General features: G+C 67.7%; 11 protein-coding genes and 1 riboswitch. Of the genes, 6 read left to right on the top strand and 5 right to left on the bottom strand.

Features of this window, described 5'->3' with window-relative positions:
- Positions 1-28 precede the first annotated feature (28 nt).
- Positions 29-742 carry a FadR/GntR family transcriptional regulator gene (locus AC5RUP_RS01970; protein WP_494065288.1) on the top strand — a complete coding sequence of 238 codons (714 nt, stop codon included), beginning with the start codon at positions 29-31 and terminating at the stop codon, positions 740-742.
- 48 nt (positions 743-790) lie between these two features.
- On the opposite strand, the gene AC5RUP_RS01965 is transcribed toward AC5RUP_RS01970, so the two are convergent.
- From AC5RUP_RS01965 to gcvH, 3 genes are read right to left on the bottom strand one after another with little or no spacing between them, the layout of a single operon-like run.
- On the bottom strand, positions 791-2,206 hold the full coding sequence (locus tag AC5RUP_RS01965; protein WP_494153113.1) for an L-serine ammonia-lyase: 1,416 nt from the start codon (positions 2,204-2,206) through the stop codon (positions 791-793).
- A 9-nt stretch (positions 2,207-2,215) separates the two neighbouring features.
- Positions 2,216-3,529: a serine hydroxymethyltransferase gene (glyA, locus tag AC5RUP_RS01960; protein WP_494153119.1), complete on the bottom strand. Its 1,314-nt coding sequence runs from the start codon at positions 3,527-3,529 to the stop codon at positions 2,216-2,218.
- Between the two features lie 8 nt (positions 3,530-3,537).
- Positions 3,538-3,924 carry a glycine cleavage system protein GcvH gene (gcvH, locus tag AC5RUP_RS01955; protein WP_494153114.1) on the bottom strand — a complete coding sequence of 129 codons (387 nt, stop codon included), beginning with the start codon at positions 3,922-3,924 and terminating at the stop codon, positions 3,538-3,540.
- 426 nt (positions 3,925-4,350) lie between these two features.
- A riboswitch (glycine riboswitch) is annotated at positions 4,351-4,452 on the bottom strand.
- Between the two features lie 393 nt (positions 4,453-4,845).
- On the opposite strand from gcvH, the gene AC5RUP_RS01950 reads away from it, so the two are divergent.
- A complete protein-coding gene (locus tag AC5RUP_RS01950; RefSeq protein WP_494153115.1) occupies positions 4,846-5,625 on the top strand; it encodes a peptidoglycan-binding protein in 780 nt (259 codons plus the stop codon).
- A 7-nt stretch (positions 5,626-5,632) separates the two neighbouring features.
- A complete protein-coding gene (locus AC5RUP_RS01945) occupies positions 5,633-8,098 on the top strand; it encodes a hypothetical protein (RefSeq protein ID WP_494158231.1) in 2,466 nt (821 codons plus the stop codon).
- A 109-nt stretch (positions 8,099-8,207) separates the two neighbouring features.
- On the opposite strand, the gene AC5RUP_RS01940 is transcribed toward AC5RUP_RS01945, so the two are convergent.
- Together AC5RUP_RS01940 and AC5RUP_RS01935 are read right to left on the bottom strand one after the other, a co-directional pair.
- Positions 8,208-9,785 (bottom strand): amino acid permease, encoded by a 1,578-nt coding sequence (locus AC5RUP_RS01940; protein ID WP_494154551.1) that lies wholly within the window; start codon positions 9,783-9,785, stop codon positions 8,208-8,210.
- Between the two features lie 259 nt (positions 9,786-10,044).
- Positions 10,045-10,857, bottom strand: a complete 813-nt coding sequence (locus AC5RUP_RS01935; protein WP_494013542.1) for an SGNH/GDSL hydrolase family protein — start codon at positions 10,855-10,857, stop codon at positions 10,045-10,047.
- Positions 10,858-11,027: 170 nt separating this feature from the next.
- Here AC5RUP_RS01935 and AC5RUP_RS01930 point away from each other — a divergent pair, with 170 nt between their 5' ends.
- The 3 genes from AC5RUP_RS01930 (at position 11,028) to AC5RUP_RS01920 (ending at position 13,229) form a co-directional block, all read left to right on the top strand.
- On the top strand, positions 11,028-11,168 hold the full coding sequence (locus AC5RUP_RS01930; RefSeq protein ID WP_493979801.1) for a hypothetical protein: 141 nt from the start codon (positions 11,028-11,030) through the stop codon (positions 11,166-11,168).
- Positions 11,169-11,323: 155 nt separating this feature from the next.
- A complete protein-coding gene (locus tag AC5RUP_RS01925; RefSeq protein ID WP_494154550.1) occupies positions 11,324-12,391 on the top strand; it encodes a hypothetical protein in 1,068 nt (355 codons plus the stop codon).
- A gap of 13 nt (positions 12,392-12,404) precedes the next feature.
- Positions 12,405-13,229 (top strand): oxidoreductase, encoded by an 825-nt coding sequence (locus AC5RUP_RS01920; protein ID WP_494154552.1) that lies wholly within the window; start codon positions 12,405-12,407, stop codon positions 13,227-13,229.
- Positions 13,230-13,246 lie beyond the last annotated feature (17 nt).

Here is a 13,246-nt window from a genome sequence, read left to right as displayed (position 1 = left end):
CTAACCGGTACCCATAGAGAGGACGAATATGCGCAGCCTGAGGCAGGAGCCCTTATTGGTATTCAGCGATCGCGTAGACGTTCTCGCCGAGGCAATTCGGACCCGGATTGAGGACGGTACCCTGAGCCCCGGAGCTAAACTTCCGAGCGAACGGGAAATCGCCGAGAATTACCGCTTGTCCAGGAATACGGTGCGGGAAGCCCTGCGCGAGCTCGAGGCGGTCGGCCTGCTGTATCGCCGCCCTGGCAGCGGCACCTACGTAGCCGACGAACCGCTTTTGGCCTTCGGCTCCTCGTCGCTGGGCGGCAGCGCCGGTGCCGGTGACCCGATGAATCACGTCATGGATCTCCGCCTTGTCATCGAACCGGGGATCGCCAAGCGGGCGGCCATCAGGGCGCGTGGCCAGGTATCCAAATTGCGGTCGATCCTCGATGCGGCCACCAAAGAGGCGGCCCGCTCCCAGCCCTCGAACGCGGAATTAAGAAAACTCGATCTGGATTTCCATGCGGAACTGGCCCGGCTGTCCCTGAACCCGCTGCTGACCGAATTGTTGGCGATGTCCAACGACCTGATGGCCCCCTCGCGTGCCGACGAATTCCTGACGCTGGAACGCGTCCGGAGCTCTGTCATGTGGCACGGCCGCATTTTTGAGGCAGTTTTGGCACGCGACGGCGACGGGGCCTTCGATGCCATGGAGGAGCACCTGATCGACATCAAGGGCCACACCGAAAAGGGACAGTGAATACGGGGCAATACCGCCGGCCGCGGGTCTTCGCTTGACCGGGCGCGCCTAGCATTCGACGACGTTGACGGCCAGGCCTCCCATCGCGGTTTCCTTGTACTTGGAGCTCATGTCCTTGCCGGTTTCGCGCATCGTGATGATGACTTCGTCCAGCGAGACGCGGTGCGTGCCGTCGCCCCAGAGTGCCATCTTGGCCGCGTTCACGGCTTTGGCGGCGCCGATGGCGTTGCGCTCGATGCAGGGGATCTGCACCAGGCCGCCGATCGGGTCGCAGGTCAGTCCCAGGTTATGCTCCATGGCGATCTCGGCGGCGTTTTCCACCTGCGCGGGACTGCCGCCCATCACCTCCGCCAGTCCCGCTGCGGCCATGGAGGACGCGGAGCCCACCTCGCCCTGGCAGCCGACCTCGGCGCCGGAGATGGAGGCCTGCTCCTTGTAGAGGACCCCGACGGCGGCGGCCGCCAGCAGGAACTTCACGATGACGTCTTCCTTGTCCGCCTGCGTCGCCTTGTCCATGCCCGGCGCGTAGTGCGTGGCGTAGAACATGACCGCGGGGATGATGCCGGCCGCCCCGTTGGTCGGTGCGGTGACGACGCGGCCGCCCGAGGCGTTCTCCTCGTTCACCGCCAGCGCCACGAGGTTGACCCATTCCTGCCAGTACTTGTGGTCCCGGTCCTTGTCCTCCTTGCGCAGCCGCTCATGCCAGGCCGGGGCCCGGCGCCGGACGTTCAGCCCGCCGGGCAGGACACCTTCGCGTTTGATGGCAGAGTCCTTGCAGTCCTCCATCACGTGCCAGATGTGGATCAGGCCGGCACGGATCTCCGCCTCCGAGCGCGAGGCCTTCTCGTTGAGCATCATGATGTCGCTGATGCCCAGGCCGGTGTTGCGGCAGTGTTCCAGCAGTTCCGCCGCCGTCCGGAAGGGATAGGGGAGCTCCTCCTGGGCGGCATCCGCTTCTTGGGCTGCCGCTCGTTCCTCCCCCTCGCGGACTACGAAGCCGCCGCCCACGGAAAAGAACGTCGCCTCGTGAAGGACGGCGCCGGCGTCGTCGGTCACCTGGAATTTCATCCCGTTGGTGTGCCGGGGCAGCACGGTGAGCGGATGCTGCACCATGTCCTCGACCCGGTAGTCCAGGACCCGTCCGGCCGAGCCCTCGACCCGCGCGCATAACTGCAGCTCGCCGGTCGAGGCCATCTCGGCCAGCCGGGTTTCGACGTCGTCGGGCAGGATCTGCTCGGGCTGGAAACCTTCCAGCCCGAGCATCACCGCCGTGAACGTTCCGTGGCCGCGGCCGGTGGCCGCGAGGGACCCGTACAGGTCCACCCGCAGCCCGGCGACCCGGTCCAGCACGCCGGTTGACACCAGTTCCCCGGCGAAGACGGCGGCCGCCCGCATCGGACCGACGGTGTGCGAACTGGACGGACCGATGCCCACGGTAAAGAGGTCGAAGACGCCGACGGCCATGATGGCTCCTCAGCGCCCTTCGGTGGGCGTGGAGACCGGTGCCAGATCCGGGTAGAGCGGATGCGCCTGGGCCAGAGCTTCCACCCGGGCCTTCAGGCCGGACAGGTCCGCGGCCGGCCCCGCGATGAGGGCCTCGGCGATGATGTCGGCGACCTCGCGGAACCCCTCGTCGCCGAAGCCGCGGGTGGCCAGCGCCGGCGTGCCGATGCGCAGGCCGGAGGTGACCATGGGCGGCCGCGGGTCGAACGGCACCGCGTTGCGGTTCACCGTGATGTCGATGGCCGCCAGCAGGTCCTCGCCCTGCTGGCCGTCCAACTTCGAATTGCGCAGGTCAACCAGGACCAGATGCACGTCGGTGCCGCCGGTCAGCACCGTGATGCCCTTCTCCGCGACGTCCTGCTGCGACAGCCGCTCGGCCAGGATCCGTGCGCCCGCCAGCGTGCGCTGCTGGCGGTCGGTGAATTCCTCGGAGGCGGCGACCTTGAAGGCCACGGCCTTGCCCGCGATGACATGTTCGAGCGGCCCGCCCTGCTGGCCGGGGAACACCGCGGAATTGATCTTTTTGGCGATGTCCGCCTCGTTGGTCAGGATGATGCCGCCGCGCGGGCCTGCCAGCGTCTTGTGCGTGGTGGACGTGACCACGTGGGCGTGCGGCACCGGGCTGGCGTGCAGGCCGGCGGCCACCAGGCCGGCGATGTGCGCCATGTCCACCATCAGGTACGCCCCGACGGCGTCGGCGATCCGGCGGAATTCCGCGAAGTCGAGCTCGCGCGGGTAGGCGGACCAGCCGGCGATGATCAGCTGCGGCTGGTGCTCGTGCGCCAACCGCTCCACCTCCGCCATGTCGACCCGGTGGTCCTCCTCGGAGACGCCATAGGCGGCCACGTTGTATAGCCTGCCGGAGAAGTTGATCTTCATGCCGTGGGTCAGGTGTCCGCCGTGGGCCAGGTTCAGGCCCAGGATGGTGTCGCCGGGCTTGATCAGGGCGTGCATCACCGAGGCGTTGGCCTGCGCGCCGGAGTGCGGCTGGACGTTGGCGAAGCCGACGCCGAACAGCTCCTTGACCCGGTCGATAGCCAGCTGCTCGATCACGTCAACGTGCTCGCAGCCGCCGTAGTACCGGCGCCCCGGGTAACCCTCGGCGTACTTGTTGGTCAGCACCGAGCCCTGGGCCTGCATGACGGCGACGGGGGTGTGGTTCTCGGAGGCGATCATCTCCAGCCCGGACTGCTGGCGGCGCAACTCGTTGTCGATCTGGGCGGCAATTTCCGGATCGAGGACACCCAGGTCCACGTTCAGGCTGGTGCTGGCGACCGCCGCCATGGCCGCGCTCACGCTACTTCACCACCGTTGGCGGAGGCGTACTCCTCCGCGGAGAGCAGGGGGCCTTCCTCCGACACCTGGACGGTGAACAGCCAGCCGGCGCCGTAGGGGTCATCGTTGATTACGGCGGGATCGGCCACGGCGTCGCCGTTGACTTCGATGACCTCGCCGGTCACCGGGGAGTAGAGGTCCGAAACGGACTTGGTGGACTCGATTTCACCGCAGATCTCGCCGGCCGTCACGACGGTACCGACCTCGGGGAGATCTACGTACACGATGTCGCCCAGCGCCTCGGTTGCCACGGCAGAAACGCCGATTTTGGACGGGCCGGAACCGTCGGCGGCCACCCACTCGTGCTCCGCGGAGTATCGTAGTTCGGCGTTGACTTTGCTCACTGTGATGCCTTTCTTAAGCCGTTTTTTGAGATGAGGGGAGGGCGCCCGGTCGCTGCAGGGCGCCCATTTTTGTGTTTGCCGTAAAGCTTCGTGGGGCGGAAGCACGTGCGGATCGCGCACAGGCCAAGATGGACCCGTGGGTCATGAGCCCGCCCTCGCCGATGTAGAGCACCGAATCGATGTGCAGGACCCCAGCGGGATTAAGGTGCGGGCCAAGGCCGGCAACCGAGTGTTTGAGCGGTGTCTGTGGAAGACGCGACGCTGCAGGTAGGAAATCATGAGGAACTCCAAGACTGGGCCGGCCCGAAGGCTCGGCTGGGATTGGGTTCCTCCCCGCTCTGTATTTGACCTGAGAGATTCCGCGGATTGTGTTCCGCTTGCACCGTCGGTGAGCCAGGCTGCTGCCTGGCTGCTTTCCAGAGTTGCCTAGCCGCGGCGGTACATGGGCCTGAGAGATTCCTGGGGAGGATTTGCTCCTACGGCGCCTGCCCGGATGGTGTGCGGAGAGGACTCTCCCGCCACGGTTCGAAAGGCATTCAGTTGTGGGTGATTCGTCTCACACGCTACACACAGTGCCGACGCGATCCAAATTGCCGTCACCGAACGTCAGGTCGAGTCGCCGCTCCAGGGCCGCGCCGACCGCCTATCTCCGAGGTTCCGTCGGTTGCCAAATCCGCGATCCCGTCGGCCGCCACTCTCCGCCCGCTGGCTGCCAATCCTAGGTCCCATGGGCAGCCGCGCGTCCGAGCCAACGCCGGGCGCCTACACAATAAATGGATTCATCAGTATGCTTTGCGTTGATGTCGTCGAGAGGAAGGCTGATGACCAAGGCGCCGGTACCGCCGCGCCGTTGACAAGAATCGACAGGTTTCGACAACGGGTTGGAACGAATGGCGCCTTGCGCCGGAGACGGAGATTTTGATGAGCAACGACATGGGACGCACGCCGCTATCGCCGGAGGAACTCGAATCCGAGTCCGGGACCGCGCTGCCGGACAAGGAAGTCGCGTCCATCCTGGATTTGAATGCCGATCTCGACCTGGCCATCGATGCGGCCGCGCCGATAGACTTGGCCGTCGCGGCGAACGCCAACGTGGCGGCCCCCATCGATGCCGCCGCCTCGGCCAACCTCCTCTCGGCCGGCTCCACGGCGCAGGCCCTGTCCGACCAGGGAGTCATCATCAACCAGGGCATCACCGCCGACGCGACCGCCGAGTCCACCCAGGACAGCACCATCGACCAGGGCAATGACACCGTGGAGGACGCCGGGACAACGGCCGGTTCCTCTGCCGGGACGGGCACCGCCGTCGGTGATTCCGGCGCTGCCCAGGAGGGCACCACCGGGCAGGAGGCAACTGCCCCTGCGCTGCTGCCCGACGGCACGCTTCCCGACGGCACCCTCCCCGACGGGACCCTGCCCGACACCGGATCCGTCACGGAAGGCCTCGGGTCGACCCTCGACGGGAACCTGCTCAACGTCAACGTCAATCTGGCCGCGGACGCCGATATTGCCGCCCCGATCAACGGCGCGGTGGCAGCCAACGCCAACGTTGCCGCGCCGATCGACGCCGCGGTTGCCGCCAATATCGGCTCGATCGACAGCAATGCCGTCGCGGTGGCGCAGCAGGACGCCATCATCAACCAGCAGATCGACGGCAGCGCCGAGGCCAGCGCCGGCCAGCAGTCCGATCTCGAACAATAGTCCCTGAATGAGCATCAGTCCGAGCCGGCCGCCGGCCACGAGCGACCCGCTGCCCGGCGGCCGGTCGGCTGCCCCTTCGGTTGACGTCCCGGCGCTGGCCGAGGGCGTGCAGCTCCTCGGACTGGCGCAGGGATCCGGCTACCGGGAGCCGCCCGCGCTGGTCCGGCGCGCGGACGGCCAGACGCTCCAGCTGACCCCGCTCCTCTATGCGGTCCTGGAAGGCGTCGACGGCTCCCGAAGCCTCGACCAAATTGCCGAACACGCCGGCGAGACGTCCGGCAGGCTGATCACTGCTGGAAACGTGCAGACCCTGATGGAAAAGCAGTTGCTGCCGCTGGGCCTGCTGCGGCTCGCGGACGGCTCTCAGCCCGAAGTCAAAAAGGCCAGCCCGCTGCTGGGCATGCGGTTCCGCTACACGGTCACGGATCCCGCGCTGACCCGGAAGCTGACCGCTCCGTTCGCCGTCCTGTTCCATCCGCTGATCGCCCTGCCCGTGACCTTGGCCTTCCTGGCGGCGTGCTGGTGGGTGCTCATGGTCAAGGGCCTCGGCTCGGCAACGCACCAAGCCTTCGCCAACCCCGGGCTGCTGCTCCTGGTGTTCGCCATCACCATCCTTTCGGCCGGCTTCCACGAGTTCGGCCATGCCGCCGGCGCGCGTCGCGGCGGTGCAACCCCGGGAGCCATGGGCGTGGGCCTGTACCTGATCTGGCCCGCCTTCTACACCGATGTCACAGACTCCTACCGGCTGGGACGCGGCGGCCGGCTCCGCACGGATCTGGGCGGCCTGTACTTCAACGCCATCGTCGTCGTGGGCACGATAGGCGCCTGGTGGCTCACCGGCTTCGATGCGCTGCTGCTGGTGGTGGTGACCCAGATACTGCAGATGGTGCGCCAACTGCTGCCCCTGGTCCGCTTCGACGGCTACCACATCCTCGCCGACGCCACCGGGGTTCCCGACCTGTTCCAACGGATCAAGCCCACCCTGCTGGGGCTGCTGCCCTGGCGGTGGTCCGATCCCGAACCCAAGCTGCTCAAGCCCTGGGCCAGGGCCGTCGTGACCGCCTGGGTCCTGGTCACGGTTCCGCTGCTCCTGTTCTGCCTCTTCATGATGGTGGTCTCGCTTCCCCGGATCCTGGGGACGGCCTGGGCCAGCATCTTGGACCAACAAAGGCTGCTGGCCGCCGCCGGTTCGGACGGCGACGTCGCCGGCATGGCCGTGCGCGTCCTGGCGATCACCGCCGTCGCGCTTCCCATTCTCGGGATTGCCTACATCCTGCTGCGGATGGCCCGCCAGCTTGGCACGGCGGTCTGGGCGAAAACCCGTGGCCGGCCGCTCCGGCGGGTGACCGCCATGGCCGCCGCCGCGGCCGTTCTCGCCGGCTTGGCCTGGGCCTGGTGGCCCGACGACGGCGCCTATCGCCCGGTGCAGCCCTACGAACGCGGAACCCTGTTCGATGCGGCGGCTTCCGTCGCTCCGATATCACCGGCGGGGCTGGCCGAAGGCCGCTCAGGGCAAACGGTGGCGGCGTGGCCCTCCGGTACTGATCTGCCGACGGCGGAGGATCCGCAACTGGCGATGGTCCTCGTTCCCCGCGACCTGCAGGCCGGGCAGCAGGAGACCGCTACGGCGGCCACCGGCGAGGATTTACTGCACGACGGCGGTTCCGGCGCCACCGGTACTGACGCGGGCGCCGGCACACCCCCGGCCTGGGTCTTCCCGTTCGACCGGCCGCTGGCCCCCGAGGAGGACGGAAACCAGGCCCTTGCCGTCAACGTTGAGGACGGCTCCGTGGTCTACGACGTCGCCTTCGCCCTGGTGTGGGCCGAAGACGGGCCGGTAGACGCCACGAACGAGGCCTACGCCTTCGCGTCCTGCCGGGGCTGCACGGCAGTAGCCGTCGGCTTCCAGGTTGTCCTGATCCTCGGCCAGGCCGACGTCGTGGTCCCCCAAAACCTTTCCGCGGCGGCCAACTACAACTGCGTCGAGTGCCTTACCTACGCGCTCGCCAGCCAGTTGGTCCTCACCCTCGACGGCCCGCTCAGCGACGCCGGCATGGAGAAACTGGCAACCCTGTGGGAAGAGATCGCCGCCTACGGCCGGTCGCTCGAAGACGTCCCCCTGGACGAAATCCAGGTCCGGCTGAACGACTACAAGATGCGCATCCTCGGCATCATCGAACAGGACGCCGCCGTCGGTGACGGCAGCGCCGGCGCAGGCAACGACGCGGCGTCCGAAACAGACGAGACCGCCGACACGGGCTCGTCTCCGGAGGCAACACCTCCGGCGGACACCGGCGGCGACCAGCCGCCGGCCCCGGCAGAGGCGCCCGCCGGAGAACCCGACCCCGGAACGGCAACGACGTCCCCGACACCGATACCCACCGGCACGCCCCAGCCCGAACCCGCGCCCGCCCAGGAGCCTGCCCCCGCACCCACTCCCGCCGACGAACCCGCCCCGGCGCCGAGCGGGTGATGCCCGGCCGCTGCCGGGCATCACGTGGCGAGCGGCTACGGCCGGGGCCCCACAGCGCCTGGGTACCGCCGGCGCCCCGCTGCGCCTGGGTAGCCCTGGGGCAGCAGGGTCACCGGGTGGCGCCGGCGGGTTCGTCCTCGAGGTCCTCGGGCGCCCGGAGGTCCATCTCGAGCAGCGGCACCATCGTGGACTTGGTGATGAGGCGGTGGGCCAGCCACAGGGCGATGAAGACCGGCAGCCCGATGTAGGAGGAAAGCACTTCCATGCCCCGCCCGGCTAGCACGGCCTCGTAGTTCTGTCCGGCGATGACCAGGACCAGCATGGCGAAGGCCAGCAGCGGGCCGATGGGGAACAGGGAGGCCTTGTACGGCAGGTCGCTGACCTTGTTGCCCTGGGCCAGGAAGCCGCGCCTGAAGCGGTAGTGGGAGATGGCGATTCCCGCCCAGACGATGAAGCCGCACAGGCCGGACATGTTCAGCAGCCAGGAGTAGGCCGCGCCCTGACCGACGATCGCGGAGAGGAACCCGAAAAGTCCCACGGCCGCGGTGGCCAGGAGCGCCGGAATCGGCACGCCGCGCGCATTAGTACGTCGGAAGATTTTCGGGGCCTTGCCGTCATGAGCCATGGCGTAAAGCATGCGTGTGGAGGCATACAGTCCGGAGTTGCCCGCTGAGAGGATGGCGGTCAGGATCACCGCGTTCATCAGAGCCGCCGCGAAGGCAATCCCGGCGCGCGAGAAGACGAGCGTGAACGGGGATACTGCGACATCGGCCTCGCCGGAGGCCAGCAGACTCGGATCGGTGAACGGGATCAGGCAGCCGATGATGAAGATGGCGCCAATGTAGAAGAGCATGATGCGCCAGAAGACGGTGCGGATGGCCTTCGGCACTTCGCGGCGCGGGTTCTTGGCTTCGCCCGCGGCCACGCCCACCAGTTCGGTGCCCTGGAAGGAGAACCCGGCAATCATGAAGACCGAGATGATCGAGACCCAACCGCCGTGGAACACATCATCGCGGTTCTCCCAGTTGCTCAGGCCCGGGGAGTTGTCCCCAAGGATGCCGACGATCATCAGCACACCGGCGATCAGGAAGAGCACCACCGCGGCGACCTTGATCAGCGAGAGCCAGAACTCCGACTCCCCGAAGGACTTGGCGGAGAGAGCGTTGAGCCCGGTCAAGACGAGCAGGAAGATCCCGGCCCACACCCAGCCCGGGACTCCCGGGAACCAGAAGTCCATGATGATTCCGGCGGCGACCAGCTCGGCGGCCACCGTGATGGCCCAGTTGAACCAGTAGTTCCAGCCGATCGCGAACCCGAAGGACGGCGAGACAAAGCGGGTCGCAAAGGTCTGGAAGGAACCGGCCACCGGAATCTTGGCCGACATTTCCCCCAGCGACTGCATCAGCAGGAACACCATCAGTCCGACCAACGCATAGGCGGCCAAGGCTCCGCCGGGACCCGCCTGGGAAATCGTGCCGCCCGAGGCCACGAACAGCCCCGTGCCGATCGCACCGCCGATGGCGATCATCTGCAGGTGCCGGCTGCTCAGCCCGCGCTTGAGTTCGTTGCCGGCCTCGCCGGAGGTGCGGCCCGCCCCTGTCCCTGGCAAGGATCCGCGTCGTGTTTCTGCAGCGGGTGTGGGCGCGACATCACTGTCGTCTGTATGCGTGGGGGAGCTGAGTCCCATTGTGCCTCCGGAAGGTAGCAGCGGTGGTTCAGCTTTCCGGGCGGGCCCGCCGGAAAGGACGGTGATCAAGCTAACACGCGCAGAAAATGAGTCATCAAGCAGGGCGGATGTTGCTGACAAGAACTTCAAAATCTTACGAGTAGCGGCGTCCCCGCACGAAAAGCAGCAGAGTTGCTAACCCAGCCGCGCTTTTGGGTAGATGTCTCTTGGGCATCTGGTACGGGGCCGTGCTGGGGTGCCCGGTGGCTGACATGCAGGTTCAGCGGTGTCCCTGGAAGGCCTGCCATGTCAGCTCGGCCAGGGCGGCCTGGCCGGCGGGGCCGGGGTGGAAGTAGTCCAGGGTGCTGATCTCGTCGGCGGAGAACTTGTAGGCGTACACGGCGCCCCGGTCCCAGTGACAGTTCCCGTACCGTGCACACGTCTCCGCGAGGATCTCATTGAAGGCCCGCTCGCGGGCAACCACTTCCTGCCGCTGGTCCTCGGTGACCGCTGCGCCGAGCATGGACGGGCAGGTTCCGGCGGCCGCCCAGACGCGACTGGCCTCCTGATCGGTGCGCAGAACGGACCACAGGCGATGAAGGTCGGGAATGCTGCTGACGTAAATGCGGGCCTGCGGCAGCCCGCGGTGCAGCGCCTCGAGGGCAGCCGCGACGTGCCTGGCGAAATCGGCGGTGGACGTCATCGCTGATGCCGACGAGGCACACAGGTCGTTGGCCCCGATGAGCAGGGTGATGTAGTCCGCCTTCTGGGCCACGGCCATGGACGCCTGTCCAGGAAGATCTGCCGCCTTGGCGCCGCTTGCCGAGTCGTTGAAGTTGTTGTTGTTGATCTGGGGGTGCAGCGCCGCCAGCCGCTCGTAGTGGCTGCGGATGTCGTCGGACCGCCCGTCGCCGGTTGACCAGGACTTGGCCGGGTAGTTGCCGGGCCGGCAGCAGGCGTTTGCGGCCTGGGTAATTGAATCTCCGAGTCCCGCAATAGCGCTTGGATACGATCGCGGGGCGACGGATCCAGGCACAGCAAGCAGCGCCAACAGCATCAGCGGCAGGATCAGGAACCGGACGGTGCTGCCCACGGAACCTTCTCCATGTCGACGACTCTAATCACCGACAGCAACTGTCGCCATAGCCCGAGGACGATACGTGAACCCTCCCGAGCGTCATGGATGCCCGGCAGGAGCGGCACCAAGCAGCAGGTGGCGCGTGTCTTGGTCCGGGGAGCGTCCGGTCGACGTAGGCTCGAGTCATGGATGGCGAAGTGACCGAGTTGGAAGGGCAAACCACCATCAATGAACTGCTGGACGAGCCGGTCGGCGTTTCACACATCCAGATGACCCTGCCGATCTATGTCCAGCTCCGGGCGGGCGAGTTCCGCCGTCTTTCCTGAACGCTCCGGCGCAGGTTCACCCCTCTGCCCGGCGGCCGCGCCGGCGATGCTTTTCCGAAGCGCCTCGCTACACTGACGGCATCGACGGTGATCGGGGGACGGGCGCGGTGAAGCGGAAGCGGCGGCAGGGAAGCCGGGGCCGGAGGCTTGGGCCGGTGATGGCGGCAGTGCTGACGGCGGGCACCCTGGCGGCCTGCGGGCAGCTGCCGGGAGATCCGGGGGAACCAGCACGGCCCGAGGCCGAGTTGGTTGACGCCGTCGATTGCACAACAGCACAGCACATGGTCGAACCAAGGAATCCGTCCGTACCTCCGCCGCCGGCGGTCGGCGGCGTGCCCGAAGCCTTCGCGCCGGTCGACGTCATCCGCTGTGATGCCCTGGCGATGGCAACCGTCGAGGACGAGGACGGCCTGTGGTCGGCGGTCACGGAAGAGCGGCTCACCGGAAACATTGACGCGCTGCTCACTGCGCTGGCGCAGCCCAGCGACGGACCCAGGGCGAACCTGGTCTGCACCGCCGACATGGAAATGGTCCCCGATCTGTGGTTGGTGGATGCGGCCGGCAAGGCCATGCGGGCCGCCTGGCCGACGGATTCCTGCGGCAAGACGAAACCCGGGGTCCGCGAGGTCCTGGCGGGCATGACCGTGATCGAGTCCACCCGGCACCGGCTGGAACTGATCCAGCCGAGGGCGGCACTGGATGCCGGTTGCCCCGCCGAGTGGGGCTTCAAGGCGATGCCGGGAGTGACTGAGCTGGCGCCGTTCGAGCAGCCGGGAGCGGAGCAGCCGCGCGGCAGCGGCGAGGGCGTGCCGGGTTCCCCCGGCCTTTTGCCACGCGCCGGCGAGGTCGACGCCTTGAGGATCTGCCAGTACCGGACGGCGCCGGTGCCGGCCGCAGAGGATGAACTGCCCGCCGACGCGCAGCCGGACCTGAATTTTGGCGTCATCCAGATCGTGTCGGGGATTTTTTCCAAGGGCGGGAGCCTGGAGGGCACGGCAAAGGACGCCCTCCTGAACGCGGCCGCACAGGATAGGGATGCTGGCGAATGCGCCGACGACGCAACGGAGTTTGCGGTGCTCTGGCCGCTCGCCGAGGGGCAGGGCGCCGGTGCTCCGCTGACGGTGGAACTCGACGGTTGCCGGCGGCTCTTCGCTCCCGACGGCGCCGGCCGGACGTTGCCGGACGAGGCGCGCACCGCCGTCGTCATGGCTTTGGAAAAGTGAGGGGAGCCCGATGATGACGGACAAAGTCGCCCTGGTAACCGGAGCGTCCTCCGGGATCGGGGAACACACCTGCCGGGAACTGGCACGCGGCGGCTTCACCGTCTACGCGGCCGCGCGCCGCGTGGAGAGGATGCGCCCGCTGGAAGAGCACGGGGTGCGCGTCCTCGAGATGGACCTGGCCGACGACGCGTCGATGGTGCGCGGGGTGGAGCACATCCTGTCGGAGCAGGGACGGCTGGACGTTCTGGTCAACAACGCCGGGTACGCCTCCTACGGCGCCATCGAGAACGTGCCGCTGGAGGACGCCCGGCAGCAGTTCGACGTGAACCTGTTCGGGCTGGGCCGGCTCATCCAACTGGCGGCCCCGGCCATGCGGGCCCAGGGCAGCGGGCGGATCATCAACGTCTCCTCGATCGGCGGTGTGTTCTACGAACCCCTCGGCGGCTGGTACCACGCGGCGAAATTCGCGGTCGAGGGTTTGTCGGACTGCCTCCGAGTGGAGCTGAAGCCCTTCGGCATCGACGTGGTGATCGTCGAGCCCGGGCCGATCCTGACCGAGTGGGACGCCATCGCGGTGGAGAGCCTGCAGCTGAGTTCCGAAGGCACGGCCTACGCACCGCAGGCAGAGAGCGTGGCGCGGGCGATTGCCGGGGCGTACACGGAACGCACGGGAACGCGGCCGGACGTTGTGGGCCGCCGCATCGCCCGGGTGGCGGCCGCTCGGCGCACGCGCAGCCGGTACCCGGTCGGCAGGGGCGCGCGGACGATCATGGGCGCTCGCCGGCTCCTGCCCGACCGGGTCTTCGACGCCGTGCTGGCCAGGATCTACCAGCGCTGAGCCGGAGCGGTAGGGCT

The organism is Arthrobacter sp. Y3223151 (genome assembly GCF_059091125.1).
The sequence above is the reverse complement of the archived record's forward strand: the minus strand, read 5'-3'. Positions and strand labels throughout refer to the sequence as shown.

What these genes read in the sequence shown, in the direction of transcription:
- AC5RUP_RS01970 (WP_494065288.1), top strand. Translation starts at nt 29, where the DNA reads ATGCGCAGCCTGAGGCAGGAGCCCTTATTGGTATTCAGCGATCGCGTA.
- AC5RUP_RS01965 (WP_494153113.1), bottom strand. Translation starts at nt 2,206, where the DNA reads ATGGCCGTCGGCGTCTTCGACCTCTTTACCGTGGGCATCGGTCCGTCC.
- glyA (WP_494153119.1), bottom strand. Translation starts at nt 3,529, where the DNA reads ATGGCGGCGGTCGCCAGCACCAGCCTGAACGTGGACCTGGGTGTCCTC.
- AC5RUP_RS01950 (WP_494153115.1), top strand. Translation starts at nt 4,846, where the DNA reads ATGAGCAACGACATGGGACGCACGCCGCTATCGCCGGAGGAACTCGAA.
- AC5RUP_RS01945 (WP_494158231.1), top strand. Translation starts at nt 5,633, where the DNA reads ATGAGCATCAGTCCGAGCCGGCCGCCGGCCACGAGCGACCCGCTGCCC.
- AC5RUP_RS01940 (WP_494154551.1), bottom strand. Translation starts at nt 9,785, where the DNA reads ATGGGACTCAGCTCCCCCACGCATACAGACGACAGTGATGTCGCGCCC.
- AC5RUP_RS01930 (WP_493979801.1), top strand. Translation starts at nt 11,028, where the DNA reads ATGGATGGCGAAGTGACCGAGTTGGAAGGGCAAACCACCATCAATGAA.
- AC5RUP_RS01920 (WP_494154552.1), top strand. Translation starts at nt 12,405, where the DNA reads ATGACGGACAAAGTCGCCCTGGTAACCGGAGCGTCCTCCGGGATCGGG.